The sequence below is a fragment of the Agromyces sp. NPDC056389 genome (assembly GCF_042262385.1).
GTDB lineage: Bacteria > Actinomycetota > Actinomycetes > Actinomycetales > Microbacteriaceae > Agromyces.
Genome location: NZ_JBHJPN010000001.1, coordinates 641400 through 656133 on the forward strand (window position 1 = coordinate 641400; position 14734 = coordinate 656133).

Consider the following 14734-nt stretch of genomic DNA (forward strand, 5'->3'; position numbering starts at 1 on the left):
CGCGTTCCTCCGAGGCTAGGTTCGGGGTGTTTCCCCCGCGGCATCCGCATGTTTCAGCGGTGTGAAACCGTCCTCACATCGCGCCTCGCCGCACGTGCGCCGGTGCACCGCTTCGGTTACCGCCCCGAAACAGGGCGGAAACCAGCCGGTCGTACGCTCGCCTCATTCGAGTCCCGGAGGCGGCCACGTGCTCGCCTCGATCGAGTCCCGGAGGCAGCCATGCGTGCTCGCCTCAATCGAGCCCCGGAGGCGGCCATGATCGAGAGCACCCAGGAGGATGTCGGCGTACGAGACGTCGTCATCATCGGCGGCGGACCCGCGGCGCACCGCCTCGCCGACAGCCTGCACGTACGCGACACCGCCCGCGCGCTGCGCGTCACGGTCGTCGGAGAAGAGCTGCACCATCCGTACGACCGGGTCGCGCTCAGCACGCGACTCGCGGATGGCGCGGCCGACCTGACGCTGCAGCCGTCGTCGATGTGGGACGACGAGCACATCATGCTCGTCACCGGCGAGCGCGTCGTCGACGTCGACCGCGGCGCGCAGACGGCGACCACCTCGAGCGGCCGTGCCCTGCACTGGGACGAACTCGTCTTCGCCACGGGCTCGAGCGCACCGGTGCCCGAGCTCCCGGGCAGCGCACTCGCCCGCGTCTACCGCACGATCGACGACGTCGACGCACTCGTGGCCGAGACCCGCGATCTCGCTGTGCGTCACGGCCGCCCCGCGCAGGTGGTGGTCGCCGGGGGCGGCCTGCTCGGGCTCGAGGCCGCGGGCGGCCTCGCGAAGCTCGGCGCACACGCCGCGGTCGTGCATTCGGGCGGCTGGCTCATGTCGGCCCAGCTCGACGAAGGCGCGGGGCGTGCGCTCGGCCGCATCATCGCAGGCCAGGGCATCGGCCTGCACCTCGGCACCCGACCGGCCGCCGTGCTGGCCGAGGGCGACGCCGTCGTCGGCGTCGAATTGACCAACGGGCGCCGCATCGACGCCGACCTCGTGATCTTCGCGATCGGCATCAGCCCTCGCGACGAGCTGGCGCGCGACCTGGGGCTCGAGCTCGGTCCGCGCGGCGGCATCGCGATCAGCACGGCGTGCGCGACATCCGCCGCCCATGTCTGGGCGATCGGCGAGGTCGCGAGCTTCGACGGCCGCTGCACCGGGCTCGTCGCCCCCGCCAACGCGATGGCCGAGGTCGTGGCCGATCGGCTGCTCGGCGGCGCCGCGGAGTTCACGAGCGTCGACGACGCGACGAAGCTGAAGCTCTCGGGCGTCGACGTCGCGAGCTTCGGCGACGCCCTCGCGCGCTCCGAGCAGGCGCTCGAGATCGTCTACGCCGACCCGGCACGAGGCCTGTACCAGAAGCTCGTGGTCACCTCCGATGCGAAGACGCTCCTCGGCGGCATCTTCGTCGGCGACGCCTCGCCGTACGCGTCGCTGCGCCCCCTGCTCGGAACGCAGCTCTCGAGCGAGCCGGCAGCGTACCTCTCGGCGTCGGGCATTGAGGCGCCGGGCGGCGACGAGCTGCCCGCGGCGGCGCTCGTCTGCGCGTGCAACAACGTGAGCGCGGGCACCATCCGCGACGCCGTCGGCGGCGCCCACGCCGATCACGCGGAAGGATGCGCCGAGCTCGGCTCGCTGAAGACCTGCACCCGGGCCGGCATGCAGTGCGGCTCGTGCGTGCCCCTCGTGAAGAAGCTGCTCGAGTCCGAGCTGAAGAAGTCGGGCATCACGCCCTCGCGTGCGCTCTGCGAGCATTTCGTGCTCTCGCGCCAGGAGCTCTTCGAATCGGTGCGCGTGCTCGAGCTCACGTCATTCGACGAGATCGTCGCGCGCCTCGGCACCGGCCGCGGCTGCGACGTGTGCAAGCCCGTCGTCGGGTCGATCCTCGCGACGCAGCACGGCTCGTACATCCTCGACGGCGGCCGCGGCGGCCTGCAGGACACGAACGACCGCGCCATGGCGAACATGCAGAAGGACGGCACCTACTCGGTCGTGCCCCGCATCCCGGCGGGCGAGATCACGCCGCAGAAGCTCGCCGTGATCGCGCAGGTCGCGACGAACTTCGGGCTGTACACGAAGATCACGGGCGGCCAGCGCATCGACCTCTTCGGCGCACGACTCGACCAGCTCCCCGCTATCTGGAAGCAGCTCGTCGATGCCGGATTCGAGTCGGGCCAGGCCTACGGCAAGGCGCTGCGCAACGTGAAGAGCTGCGTCGGCTCGACCTGGTGCCGCTACGGCGTGCAGGACTCGGTGGCGATGGCCGTGCAGCTGGAGCTGCGCTACCGCGGCCTCCGATCGCCGCACAAGCTGAAGTTCGGCGTCTCGGGTTGCGCCCGGGAGTGCGCCGAGGCGAGGGCGAAGGATGTCGGCGTGATCGCCACCGACCAGGGCTGGAACATGTACGTCGGCGGCAACGGCGGCTTCCAGCCCTCGCACGCTCAACTGCTCGCGAGCGACCTCGACGACGAGACGCTCCTCCGCTACATCGATCGCTACATCATGTACTACGTGCGCACGGCCGACCGGCTGCAGCGCACGGCGCGATGGATCGAGGACCTCGAGGGCGGCCTCGACCATGTGCGCGACGTCGTCGTGCACGACTCGCTCGGGCTCGCCGACGAACTCGAGCAGGCGATGGCCGCCCACGTCGACACCTACGAGGACGAGTGGGCGGCGACCCTCGCAGACCCCGAACGGCTGCGGCGCTTCCGCTCCTTCGTGAACGCGCCGAACGTGCCCGACCCCACGATCGCACGGGTGCCCGAGCGAGAGCAGTTCCGCCCGGCCACCGCCGACGAACGCGAGCGCGGCGACGCCGTGCTCGTCTCAGGGCCCAGCATCCCGGTGCGCGGAGCAGGCGCATGACCGGCCGGGTCACCCTGGTCGGCGGCGGCCCCGGCCGCGAGGACCTGCTGACGCTCGCCGCGGCACGTGCACTCGCCGATGCCGACATCGTGCTCTTCGACCGGCTCGCCCCGCACGAACGCCTGAGCGAACTGGCTCCTGGTGCCGAACTCGTCGACGTCGGCAAGCGACCGGGCCACCACGCCGTGCCGCAGCACGAGATCGAGGCGCTCCTCGTCTCGCATGCGCTCGCCGGCCGGCACGTCGTGCGGCTGAAGGGCGGGGACCCCTACGTACTCGGTCGCGGCGGCGAAGAGGTGCTCGCCTGCCACGTCGCGGGCGTTCCCGTCGAGGTGATCCCCGGGGTCACGAGCGCCGTCGCCGTTCCCGGCGCCGCCGGCATCCCGCTCACGCACCGCGGCATCAGCCACCTGTTCACCGTGGTCTCCGGCCATGCGCCGCTCACCGAGCCGGAGCTGGAGCACCTCGCCGGGCTCGGCGGCACGATCGTCGTGCTCATGGGCGTGAGCTCGCTGCCCTCGCTGACGGCCGGACTTGCCCGGTACGGCATGTCGGCGCAGATGCCGGTCGCGATCATCGAGCGGGGCTTCGCCAGCGACCAGCGCACGACGATCGGCGACCTCGCCGGCATCGTCATCGCGGCCGGCCGCGCACGCGTCGCGTCTCCGGCCGTCGTCGTGATCGGCGAGGTCGTGCGGCTCGCCCACGACGGCGACGCCGGCGCGGCCGAGCTCATGCAGCGAGCCGCGGAGTCTGCGGCGGTCGGCGCATGACCGACGTCATCGAGCTCCCGCCCGGGTTCCGGCCCGACCAGCTCGAGGGCTTCCGCATCGGCGTCACGAGCGATCGACGATCGGGCGACCTCATCGACGCGCTCGTGCGCCGAGGAGCGCACGTGCTGCACGCACCGACGCTCCGCATGGCGAACGCCGTCAGCGACGACCCCGTCATCGCCGACACCCGCGCGATGATCGAGGCACGGCCAGACGTGCTGCTCGCCACGACCGCCTACGGGGTGCGCCGCTGGTTCGAGGTCGCCGACGCCGCCGGGCTCGGCGAGGAGCTCGTCGACGCGCTCACCGACACGGCGATCCTCGTGCGCGGGCCGAAGGCGCGCGGAGGCATCCGTGCCGCCGGACTGAACGACGTCGGGATGAGCGCCGAGGAGACGACCGAGTCGCTCATCGACGAGGTGCTCGCCACCAGGCCGCCGGGCCTCACGGTCGCCGTGCAGCTGCACGGGTTCCTGAACCCGTCGCAGCTCGATCGCCTGCGCGACGCCCACGACCGCGTGCTGACCGTCGAACCGTACCGCTGGATCGAGCCCGACGAGACCGATGAGCGGGTCGACCGTCTCATCGAAGCCGCCTGCACCGGCGGGCTCGACTGCATCACCTTCACGAGCGCGCCCGCGGTGCACGCGCTCTTCGCGGCGGCCGAGGTGCGCGGCCGGCTCGAAGACCTCATCGACGCGATGTGCGGGCCGGTCGTGGCGGCGGCCGTCGGGCCCGTTACCGCGGCGCCGCTCATCGCTGCGGGCATCGCGCCGATCCAGCCCGAGCGGTTCCGCATGGGGGCGCTCATCAGGCTCGTCTGCGAGCACCTCGAATCGGAGCGGGTGCTGCGGCTCGACACCCGTCACGGGCCGCTCGAACTCCGCGGCTCCGTCGTCGACATCGACGATCGCCGAGTCGCGCTCGCACCCGTCGCCCTCATGATCCTCCGCGCACTCGTGCTCGGGCGAGGCTCCGTCGTGGCTCGCGACCGGCTCACCGCCGCGCTGCCGGGCACCGACGACGAGCACGCCCTCGAGGTGGCCCTCAGCCGCCTCCGCCAGACGCTCGGTGTGCCCGGCCTCATCGCCACGGTGGTCAAGCGCGGGTACCGGATCGATGTCTGACTCCCGCCTCACATGCCTCGCCGCATCGGGTGAGCAGGTGGAGACACAGGGTTTACGACCGGCACCCGCTGCGGAAACACGCCGCGAATAGCGTCGAGCACGACACCAGCTCGACCCGCGACCGACCATCCCCGGAGGCACCGATGACCGACACCGTGAACGCAGCTCCCCCGCCCGTCACCGCATCGCCGAGCATCGATCCAGACTCGACGGCACCCTCGACGTCGACGGCGCCGGCCCTCGCGCTCCGGCCCGGCCGCTGGATCGAGAACTGGAACCCCGAGGACCACGCCCAGTGGGAGACGCAAGGTCGGGTGATCGCCCGTCGCAACCTGCGCTGGTCGATCTTCGCCGAGTTCCTCGGCTTCGTCGTCTGGCAGCTCTGGTCGATCGTCGCCGTCACGCTCCCGGCCGCCGGCTTCGACCTCTCGACCGGTGAGATCTTCTGGCTCATCTCGATCCCGAGCCTCGTCGGCGCGACGCTGCGCATCCCCTACTCGTTCCTCGTGCCGAGGTTCGGCGGGCGCAACTGGACGATCATCTCGGCCGGTCTCCTCCTCATCCCCGCGATCCTCCTCGCGATCGTCGTCGGCAACCCCGAGACCCCGTTCGGCGTGCTCCTGCTCGTGGCCGCGCTCGCGGGCTTCGGCGGCGGCAACTTCGCGAGCTCGATGTCGAACATCACGTTCTTCTTCCCGCAGCGGGAGAAGGGCTGGGCGCTCGGGCTGAACGCGGCGGGCGGCAACCTCGGGGCATCCGTCGCCCAATTCGTCGTGCCGATCGTCGTCACGATCGGAGCCGGCGCAGCGTTGAACCTCCCCCTCGCGGGCTGGATCTGGGTGCCGCTGATCGTCGTCGCGATGATCGGCGCCGCGCGCCGCATGCACAACATCTCGAACGCGAAAGCCGACTTCGCGGGCTCAGCAGCGGCCCTGCGTGAACCGCACCTCTGGGTGCTCTCGCTGCTCTACATCGGCACGTTCGGCTCGTTCATCGGCTTCGCGAGCGTCTTCCCGAAGCTCATCGCCGACCAGTTCCCCGAGTTCGCAACCGTGGCGATCGGCGGCGCGTCGATCACCCTGGCCTTCCTCGGCGCGCTCGTCGGCTCACTCGCCCGACCGTACGGCGGGCGCCTCTCCGACCGCTTCGGCGGGGCGCGCATCACGATGCTCGCCTTCGCCGCGATGGGCACGATCACGGTCGGCGTGCTGCTCACGCTCCCGCTCGGCAACTTCTGGCTCTTCCTCGGATGCTTCCTGCTCCTGTTCGCCGCGGCGGGCATCGGCAACGGCTCGACCTATCGCATGGTGCCCGTGGTGTTCGCCGTGCGCGGCGGTGGAGCGGGAGCAGTTGCGGGCGCGGGCGACGTGTCGACCCAGCGCAAGGCCGCCGCGGCACTCGGGCTGATCTCGGCGATCGGCGCGTACGGCGGATTCCTCATCCCGCAGGTGCTGAACCTCTCGTACCAGACCACGGGCGGCTACGCCGGCGCGTTCATCGGCTTCATCGCCGGCTACGTCGCGCTGCTCGTGCTCACCTACACCGTCTACGTGCGCTCCAGCCGCCTGCGCGACCACAAGATCTGAATCGAGTCCGGATGAGCCGCTCCGCCGACACGCACTGCCCGTACTGCGCCCTGCAGTGCGCCATGACCCTCACGACGGTGCCGGCTCCGGATGCCGCGGCGGCACCGGTGACCGTCGGCGCGCGGGACTTCCCGACCAACCGGGGCGGGCTCTGCAAGAAGGGCTGGACCTCGGCGGAACTCCTCCGCGCTCCCTCGCGCCTCGGCGCCCCGCTCGTGCGGGGCGCCGACGGCGTGTTGCGCGAGGCGGACTGGGAGGAGGCGCTCGATCTCGTCGCGGCATCGCTCCGCGGCATCCGGCAGGCTCATGGGGCCGACGCGGTCGGCGTCTTCGGCGGCGGCGGGCTCACGAACGAGAAGGCCTACCTGCTCGGCAAGTTCGCGCGGCTCGCGCTCGGCACGAGCCGAATCGACTACAACGGCCGCTACTGCATGTCGTCGGCAGCGGCGGCGGGCAATCGCGCGTTCGGCGTCGACCGCGGCCTGCCGTTCCCGCTCGACGACCTCGACGGCGCCGACACGATCCTGCTGCTCGGCACGAACGTCGCCGAGACGATGCCGCCCTTCATCGGCCACCTGGCAGGTGCGCAGGCCGCCGGCGGCCTCGTCGTCGTCGACCCGCGCCGCACCGCGACCGCCCGGCTCGCCGACGACGGCAGGGGCCTGCACCTGCAGCCGATGCCCGGCACCGACCTCGCACTCCTGCTGGGGCTCATCCACGTCGTCATCGCCGAGCGGCTCGTCGACCTCGACTACGTCGCAGCGCGCACGACCGGATTCGAGGCGATCCGCCGCGGCGTCGCGTCGTGGTGGCCCGAGCGCGTGCAGTCCGCGACCGGGGTGCCAGCGCTGGCGCTGCGCCGCCTCGCGCGACGGCTCGCCTCGGGCGGGAACGTCTACATCCTGACGGGCCGCGGCGTCGAGCAGCACGTCGACGGCACCGACACGGCGACGGCCGCGATCAACCTCTCGCTGCTCCTCGGCCTGCCCGGGCGCGTCGGCAGCGGCTACGGCACGCTCACCGGCCAGGGCAACGGGCAGGGCGGGCGCGAGCACGGCCAGAAATGCGATCAGCTGCCCGGGTACCGCAAGATCACCGACCCCGAGGCCCGGGCGCATGTGGCGCGGGTGTGGGGGGTCGCGCCCGACGACCTGCCCGGGCCCGGCGTCCCGGCGGTCGAGCTCCTGCAATCGCTCGGCGAGCCCGGCGGCGTGCGTGCGCTCCTCGTGCACGGATCGAATCTCGTCGTCTCGTCGCCGAACGTCGCGAACGTGCGCGAGCGGATCGCCGCGCTCGACCTCCTCGTCGTCTGCGACTTCTTCCTCTCCGAGACGGCGGCGCTCGCCGACGTCGTGCTGCCGATCACGCAGTGGGCCGAGGAGGAGGGCACGATGACCTCGCTCGAGGGCCGGGTCATCCGTCGCCGCCGTGCGATCACGCCGCCGGGCGGCGTGCGCGACGAGCTCTGGATCCTCGCCGAGCTCGCCCGGCGACTCGAGTGCACCGCGACCTTCGACGTCGACCCCGAACTCGTCTTCGAGGAGCTGCGCCTCGCTTCGGAGGGCGGCATCGCCGACTACTCGGGCATCGACTACGCCATGCTCGACCGGGGCGACGCCGCGTACTGGCCGTACCCGCGCGGCGGCACGGGCACTCCGCGCCTCTTCGCCGACCGGTTCGCCCACCCCGACGGCCTCGCACGGCTCGTGCCGGTCTCGGTGCGGGCGTCGGCGCACCCGGCGCCGCTCCCCGGCGAGCTCACGCTCGTGACCGGCCGCCTCCTCGAGCACTACCAGAGCGGCGCGCAGACGCGCCGGGTGCCCGAGCTCGCCGATGCCCAGCCCGAGGCACGGGCCTCGCTGCATCCGTCGACCGCCGAACGCCTCGGGGTCGCCGACGGCGAGGTCGTCGAGCTCTCGAACACGAGGGGCACGGTGCGCTGCCGGGCCCGGCTCACGACCGACATGCGGCCCGACGCCGTCTTCGTGCCGTTCCACTACGGCGACGAGCAGGCGGCGAACCTGTTGACCTCGGACGCGGTCGACCCCGTCTCGGCGATGCCCGAGTTCAAGACCAACCTCGTGCGGCTCGCACGCCTCGTCGAGACGGAGGTGACGGCGTGAACCCGCAGAGGATCGTGCTCATCGGCTACGGCCCCGTCGGCGCGCGGTTCGTCGACGAGCTGCTGCCGGCCGTCGCGAACGGCTCCCTCGCGCTCACCGTGGTCGCGGGCGAAGACGTCGAGGCGTACAACCGGGTGCTCGTCGCCGAGTACGCCGTCGGCAACACCGGGCTCGACGCGATGCTCGTCGGCGATCGGACGGCCGCGGAGGCGGCCGGCGCGCGCGTGCTGCTCGGCGTCGCGGCGACCTCGATCGACCGATCGGCGCGGATCGTCCACCTCGACTCCGGTGAAGGGCTCGAATACGACCGGCTCGTGCTCGCGACCGGATCTCGGGCGAACGTGCCGACGCTCGACGGTGTCGAACGCCACCGCCGCGACCTCGACTCGCTGCGGAAGTACGCGAAGCAGCTCGTCGCGCGCGACGACGCCCTGCCCGCGGGCATCACCGCCCTCCGCGACCTCGCCGACGCCGACCGCGTGCTCGACGCCGTTCGGGCCCGCAAGCGCATCATCGTGCTCGGCGCCGGCGTGCTCGGCCTCGAACTCGCGCTCGCCGCGGGCCACGCCGGCGCCCAGGTCTGCGTCGTGCACCACGGCCCGCACCCGATGCCGCGCAACCTCGACCGCGGCGGCGGCCTCGTGCTGCGCTCAGCCCTGCGCCGATCGGGCGTCACCGTGGTCGCCCACAGCCGTGCGGAGGCCGTGGCGTTCCGCACCGACGACGACGGCATGCGCCGCTTCGACATGGTCGTCACCGCCGACGGCAAGCAGCTGCGCGGCGACCTGCTCGTGCTCTCGTGCGGGGTGAGCCCCCGCACCGAGCTCGCGACGCTCGCGGGCCTCCGTACGGCCGTCGGCGTCGTCGTCGGCCCCGGCCTCGCGAGCTGGACGGATCCCGACGTGTACGCCATCGGCGATTGCGCACAGGTCGTCGAGCGCACCGCGGAGCTCGCCGGGCAGCGCGTGCTCCCCGGTGCTCCCTCCGGGCTCATCGGGCCGGGCTGGAGGCAGGCGGAATGGCTCGCAGCGTCGTTCATCGCGTCGACGACGGGAAGCAGCCCGGCGGAGGTCGCGGCGCCCGCCGAGCGCGACGCGATCGTGATGCTGAAAGCCGAGCACATCGACGTCGTCGCGGTCGGCGACATCTCGGCGGACCCGTGGGACGACGACGCCCTGCACCCGCGACGACGGGTCTCGCAGTGGGCGGATCCCGAGCACCTGCGCTACGTGAAGATGGTGACGGAGGACGGCGCACTCACGGGGTTCGTGAGCGTCGGGATGCCGCGCACCGCAGCCGAGCTCACCCTGCTGTTCGAGCGTCGCGGCGAGCTGCCGGCCGATCGATCGGTGCTGCTGCGGTTCGACGGCCCCGACTACGACCCCAGCACCGACGCCGATGCCTTCGCTCCGGCCTCCACCGTCTGCTGGTGCAACGGGGTCACCGTGGGCCGCATCGAGGAGGCCGCCGCGTGCGGCGTCGCGACGGTCGAGGGGGTCGGGCGCGAGACCCGTGCGGGCACCGGCTGCGGCGGATGCAAGGGGCGCATCGCCGAGATCATCGCCCGCGCTGCCGAGACCGACGAGACGCCGAGCGTCACCGCCTGACCAGGCTCACGTCCGCTCGAGTCGTGCGGCGGCGACGTCTCGGTACCGATCGAGCACCAGATCGACGAGCTGGCGGGGCGCCGCCTCGTCGGGGAGCAGGAGCGGCGACGCGATCGCGTCGGCGCCGACGGATGCCGCGGTGTCGTAGAAGGTGCCGGGTGCCAGCAGGTAGCTGCCGACCACCACCCGCACACCGGGGTGCACCTCGCGGATCATCTCGATGGCGTCGTGCAATCGCGGAATCGCCGCGGCGATGAACCCGACGGTGACCGATCGACCGAGTCGGTGCCCGAGGCGACGGGCGGTCTCGAAGCACTCGCGCACCGCGCGCGGGTCATTGGAACCCGCCGCTGCGAGCACTACGGCGTCGGTCTCGGCGAGCTGGAGCCTGCCCAGCCGCTCGGCGAGCACTTCGACGATGCGGTCGTCGGGGCCGAGCTCGGCGGCGAGTCGCGTGCCGGCGCGGGAACCCGCTGCAGAGCCTCGCCCGTCGAGCCCGAGCGAGAGCCCGGTGCGCACGTGGAAGCCCGCCGAGAGCACGAGCGGCACGATGACCGCACCCTCCTGGGCGTCGGGACCGAGCACCGCCGCGACATCCGACCGACTCGCGTCGACGAAGCTGATGGAGACATCGAGATCGGGGCTCGCGGAGGCCACGCCGTCGACGAGCCGGATCACCGCCTCGCGGTTGGCGCTCGACGGCGCCCCGTGGGTGACGGCGACGAGCCTGAGCGGATGCGCCTCGATGTACTCCGTCGCGGCGCCGACGACTCCCGACCCGACCATGTGCTGACCCGCGCTCTCCGGCGGGAACCGGTCTCACCCGCCGATTCGACGCTAGGGAGGGCGTGTTTCGCGCTCCGCTCCCACGTGTTTCCGGCAGGTGAAGAACGGCTCACGCGAGGCGCACGCGGTGCGCCTCGGTGCTGCTACTCGCCGAGGAGTTCAGGGCGAACGCGTCGCGTGCGCTCGATCTGCTGCTCGCGGCGCCACTCGGCGATCGCGCCGTGATTGCCCGACAGCAGCACCGGCGGCACGTCGAGCCCGCGCCACGACGCCGGCTTGGTGTAGCTCGGGTACTCGAGCAGGCCGTCTTCGTGGGACTCCTCGACGAGGCTCTCGGGGTTGCCGACGACGCCCGGCACGAGCCGGCCGGCCGCCTCGATCATCGCCATGACGGCGACCTCGCCGCCGTTCAGCACGTAGTCGCCGAGGCTGATGAGTCGCACGCGCATGCGAGTGGCGTAGTGGTCGACGACGCGCTGGTCGATGCCCTCGTAGCGGCCGCATGCGAACACGAGGTGCTCTTCGGCGGCCAGTTCGCGGGCGATCTGCTGCGTGAACGGCTCGCCCGCCGGCGACGGCACGATGAGCAGGGCATCGGATGTCCCGTCGCCCACGATGCCGTCGATCGCCTCGCCCCACGGCTCGGGCTTCATGACCATGCCGGCGCCGCCGCCGTACGGGGTGTCGTCGACCGTGCGATGGCGGTCGTGGGTGGCGTCGCGCAGGTCGTGCGCCGTCACCTCGATGAGGCCCGACTGCCGTGCCTTGCCGAGCAGCGACAGGTCGAGCACCGAGAAGAACTCGGGGAAGATCGTGACGATGTCGACGCGCATCGGCGGACTACTCGTCGCGGTCGGCCTCGGCGGGCGCCGCGGCATCCGTCTCGGCGGTGTCGACGGGAGCGACTGCAGGAGCGGCCTCGGCGGCCGGCTCGACCTCGGGAAGCTCTTCGAAGAGTCCCGGGGGCGGCGTCACGGTGACCGTGCCCGCCGCGAGATCGACCTCGGGCACGATGGCCGCGACGAACGGCACCATGACCTCGCCGCTGCCGGTCTTGACGATCAGCAGGTCTTGCGCGGGGAAATGCTCGACGTGCGAGACCTCGCCCACCCGCTCGCCGTCGCGGACGACCGCGAGGCCGATGAGCTGGTGGTCGTACCAGGCGTCGTCTTCCTGCGCCTCTTCTTCGACGTGCGAGACCCAGAGGATCGCCTTGGCGAGGCCCTCGGCCTCGGTGCGGTCGTCGACGCCCTCGAAGAAGCCGACGGCGTGCCCGTTGTACCAGCGGAGCTCACGGAGCGTGATGCTCTTGCCGTGCCAGGGCGAGTCGCCCGGCACCTGCAGCGAGAACTCCGCGCCCGGCACGAAGCGCCGGTCGGGGTCGTCGGTGTAGAGCTCGATCTTGATGGCGCCCTTCAGGCCGTGCGCCTTCAGCAGGCGCCCGACCCGGAGCTGTGTACCGGAAGTGTCGGCCACGTCAGTCGTCGGTGTCGACGACGTCGACGCGAACGCGGCGGCCGTCGGCGAGAGCGGTGACGAGCGTGCGGAGCGCCTTCGCGGTGCGGCCGGCACGGCCGATCACGCGACCGAGGTCCTCGGGGTTCACATGAACCTCGAGGACCTCGCCACGTGCGCTCGACGCGGAGACGACCTTCACTTCGTCGGGGTGATCGACGATCCCCTTGACGAGGTGTTCGAGCGCGGACTGGAGCAAGGCTTTACGCCTCGTCTGCCGCGGTCTCGGCGGGAGCCTCTTCGACCTTGGCCGCGGGCTTCTCGGCCTTGGGCTTCAGCACGGGCTTCTTCTTCTCGTCGGCCACGAAGGCGGCCTTCGGCTCAGCGACCTGAACCGTCGAGACGGCGTTCTTGTCGCCCTTGAACTTGCCCCAGTCGCCCGTGAGCTTGAGGATCGCGGCGACCTGCTCGGTCGGCTGCGCGCCGACGGAGAGCCAGTACTGTGCGCGGTCGGAGTCGACCTCGATGAACGAGGGGTTCTGGGTGGGGTGGTACTTGCCGATCTCCTCGATCACGCGACCGTCGCGCTTGGTGCGCGAGTCGGCGACGACGATGCGGTAGTACGGCGCACGGATCTTGCCGAGACGCTTGAGACGGATCTTGACAGCCACAATTCTCCTGAAATGTTGTGAGTTGGCGAACTGACAGCCGTGAGCGTGGGGTGCACACTCGGCGGAAGCTCAAAGGGGTTCTGCGCGCCTGATAGAGGGTCGGGCGATACAGAACTCGACTGATCATTCTTGCAGATTCCGCGCCGAAACGAGAATCGAACCGTGCCGGGCGTCCCGCGAGCGGCATCGGGACGCCCGGTGCACGGAGATCAGGAACCGGTGAGCACCGGTCGGGCCGTTGACGACGACTCCCCCGAGCGCGCCGCCGCCAGCCAGGCTTCGAGACCCGCGGCGTCGATCGGGAGACCCCCGGAGAGCACGTCGTGCCCGGTCGCCGTCACCACGAGGTCGTCCTCGATGCGAACGCCGAGGCCGCGGAGCTCGGGCGGAACCGTCTCGTCGAACGCGTGGAAGTAGAGCCCGGGCTCGACCGTGAGCGCCATGCCGGGCTGCATCCTGGCGCCCTGGTAGGCGGCATAGCTCGACCCCGCGCAGTCGTGCACGTCGATGCCGAGGTGGTGCCCCACGCCGCACACGATGTAGCGGCGGTGCTGCTGCCCGTCGGGGGCGAGCGCCTCGTCGACGGAGACGGGCAGCATCCCCCAGTCGTGAAGACCACGCGCGAGGACCTCCATGCTCGCGACGTGGAAGTCGGACCACTGGCGGCCCGGCCCGACGGCCGCGAGTCCGGCCCGGTGCGACGCCTCGACGAGGTCGTGCACGGCGCGGTGCGCCGAGGTGAACGTGCCGCCGCCCGGGATCGTGCGCGTGACGTCGGCCGTGTATCCCGACCGTCGCTCGACGCCGACGTCGAGCAGCAGCAGCTCCGCCGGGTCGATGGCGCCGTCGGCGCGAACCCAGTGCAGGATCGGCGCGTGGGCGCCGGAGCCGACGATCGATGCGTACCCCGGGCCGTTGCCGACCGTGCGCGCGTAGCGGTCGAAGGTGCCCTGCAGCCAGCGCTCGCCGCCCCACTCGATGGCCGAGGAGAGCTCGCGCGCCATCGCGGCGAACCCCTGCTCGGTCGAGGCGACTGCGGCCGCGAGCTCGGCGAGCTCCCACTCGTCCTTGATCATGCGGAGTTCGGCGAGCGCGCGCGTGAGCTCGGCCGAGCGCGGGTGCGCGGCGAGCGCGGCGGCTGCCGGCCCGACCGGCGTGGGCGCACCGGCGACGAGGGTGTCGTCGCGCAGCACGAGCTCCTCGATGCGGCGCGTGCGCACGTCGAGCGCCTCGGCGTACTCGGCGAGGCCCGGCATCGGCCCGACCCACAGCTCGCCCCGGAGCGGGTCGGCGTGGAAGCCGTCGTCACCGGGCCGGAACGGTGCGGGCAGGTAGAGGGTGGCGTCGTGGCCGCCCGGCACCGACTCGATCACGAGCACCGCGTCTTCGATGCCGCAGCCGAGCAGCCAGAGGAAGTCGCTGTCGGCGCGGAACTCGAAGCTCGTGTCGTTCGCGCGCACGGGTGCCCGACCGGCCGAGACGGCGATGGTGCGGCCGGGCAGCGCCTCGGCCAGCCGGGCGCGGTGATGGTGCGCGGCGAGCGCGGCACCCGCCGGGATCACGGGTGTGCGCACGGGCGTGCCCCACCCGCTGCGCATGGACTCGTTGAACCCCGGCGATTGCGCGAGTCGCGGCATCCGCGGGTCGCGTTCCGCCGGAGCCGGCATCGAGGATGCCGCTCCCCCGGAGCCGGCTCCGTGCGAGGCGTGGGTGTGTGTGCGGTGTTCGGTCATGCCGG

12 protein-coding genes are annotated in these 14734 nt (G+C 72.0%); 6 read left to right on the forward strand and 6 right to left on the reverse strand.

The annotated features are described in order from the left end of the window. The first annotated feature begins 255 nt into the window (after positions 1-255). From nirB to ACFCVM_RS03145, 6 genes are all read left to right on the forward strand, one after another. Positions 256-2868 carry a nitrite reductase large subunit NirB gene (nirB, locus tag ACFCVM_RS03120; RefSeq protein WP_375833716.1) on the forward strand — a complete coding sequence of 871 codons (2613 nt, stop codon included), beginning with the start codon at positions 256-258 and terminating at the stop codon, positions 2866-2868. Beyond that, positions 2865-3641 (forward strand): uroporphyrinogen-III C-methyltransferase, encoded by a 777-nt coding sequence (gene cobA / locus ACFCVM_RS03125; RefSeq protein ID WP_375833718.1) that lies wholly within the window; start codon positions 2865-2867, stop codon positions 3639-3641. Before nirB ends, cobA begins: the two co-directional genes overlap by 4 nt. Further along, positions 3638-4768: a uroporphyrinogen-III synthase gene (locus ACFCVM_RS03130; RefSeq protein ID WP_375833721.1), complete on the forward strand. Its 1131-nt coding sequence runs from the start codon at positions 3638-3640 to the stop codon at positions 4766-4768. Before cobA ends, ACFCVM_RS03130 begins: the two co-directional genes overlap by 4 nt. Before the next feature lie 143 nt (positions 4769-4911). Further along, positions 4912-6354, forward strand: coding sequence for an MFS transporter (locus ACFCVM_RS03135; RefSeq protein WP_375833723.1), 1443 nt, complete (start codon positions 4912-4914; stop codon positions 6352-6354). A gap of 11 nt (positions 6355-6365) precedes the next feature. Beyond that, on the forward strand, positions 6366-8477 hold the full coding sequence (locus ACFCVM_RS03140) for a molybdopterin oxidoreductase family protein (RefSeq protein ID WP_375833726.1): 2112 nt from the start codon (positions 6366-6368) through the stop codon (positions 8475-8477). Further along, a complete protein-coding gene (locus ACFCVM_RS03145; protein ID WP_375833729.1) occupies positions 8474-10084 on the forward strand; it encodes an FAD-dependent oxidoreductase in 1611 nt (536 codons plus the stop codon). Before ACFCVM_RS03140 ends, ACFCVM_RS03145 begins: the two co-directional genes overlap by 4 nt. 6 nt (positions 10085-10090) lie before the next feature. Here the strand turns inward: ACFCVM_RS03145 and ACFCVM_RS03150 are convergent, their stop codons facing one another. From ACFCVM_RS03150 to ACFCVM_RS03175, 6 genes are all read right to left on the reverse strand, one after another. Next, positions 10091-10870 carry a sirohydrochlorin chelatase gene (locus tag ACFCVM_RS03150; RefSeq protein ID WP_375833732.1) on the reverse strand — a complete coding sequence of 260 codons (780 nt, stop codon included), beginning with the start codon at positions 10868-10870 and terminating at the stop codon, positions 10091-10093. Positions 10871-11013: 143 nt separating this feature from the next. Further along, entirely contained in the window at positions 11014-11703 is a 690-nt protein-coding gene (gene trmD / locus ACFCVM_RS03155; protein WP_375833735.1) for a tRNA (guanosine(37)-N1)-methyltransferase TrmD, read from the reverse strand. 7 nt (positions 11704-11710) lie between these two features. Beyond that, the gene (gene rimM / locus ACFCVM_RS03160) at positions 11711-12346 is read right to left on the reverse strand and encodes a ribosome maturation factor RimM (protein WP_375833738.1); all 636 of its coding nucleotides are present in this window, start codon (positions 12344-12346) and stop codon (positions 11711-11713) included. A gap of 1 nt (position 12347) precedes the next feature. Then, positions 12348-12584 carry an RNA-binding protein gene (locus tag ACFCVM_RS03165; protein ID WP_022891825.1) on the reverse strand — a complete coding sequence of 79 codons (237 nt, stop codon included), beginning with the start codon at positions 12582-12584 and terminating at the stop codon, positions 12348-12350. Between the two features lie 4 nt (positions 12585-12588). Continuing rightward, the gene (gene rpsP, locus ACFCVM_RS03170) at positions 12589-12996 is read right to left on the reverse strand and encodes a 30S ribosomal protein S16 (protein ID WP_375833741.1); all 408 of its coding nucleotides are present in this window, start codon (positions 12994-12996) and stop codon (positions 12589-12591) included. 209 nt (positions 12997-13205) lie between these two features. Next, positions 13206-14729 (reverse strand): aminopeptidase P family protein, encoded by a 1524-nt coding sequence (locus tag ACFCVM_RS03175; RefSeq protein ID WP_375833743.1) that lies wholly within the window; start codon positions 14727-14729, stop codon positions 13206-13208. Positions 14730-14734: the final 5 nt, after the last annotated feature.

Bases quoted from the DNA above. Each gene is read 5' to 3' on its own strand.
- nirB (WP_375833716.1), top strand. From the start codon at position 256: ATGATCGAGAGCACCCAGGAGGATGTCGGCGTACGAGACGTCGTCATC.
- cobA (WP_375833718.1), top strand. From the start codon at position 2,865: ATGACCGGCCGGGTCACCCTGGTCGGCGGCGGCCCCGGCCGCGAGGAC.
- ACFCVM_RS03130 (WP_375833721.1), top strand. From the start codon at position 3,638: ATGACCGACGTCATCGAGCTCCCGCCCGGGTTCCGGCCCGACCAGCTC.
- ACFCVM_RS03135 (WP_375833723.1), top strand. From the start codon at position 4,912: ATGACCGACACCGTGAACGCAGCTCCCCCGCCCGTCACCGCATCGCCG.
- ACFCVM_RS03140 (WP_375833726.1), top strand. From the start codon at position 6,366: ATGAGCCGCTCCGCCGACACGCACTGCCCGTACTGCGCCCTGCAGTGC.
- ACFCVM_RS03150 (WP_375833732.1), bottom strand. From the start codon at position 10,870: ATGGTCGGGTCGGGAGTCGTCGGCGCCGCGACGGAGTACATCGAGGCG.
- trmD (WP_375833735.1), bottom strand. From the start codon at position 11,703: ATGCGCGTCGACATCGTCACGATCTTCCCCGAGTTCTTCTCGGTGCTC.
- ACFCVM_RS03175 (WP_375833743.1), bottom strand. From the start codon at position 14,729: ATGACCGAACACCGCACACACACCCACGCCTCGCACGGAGCCGGCTCC.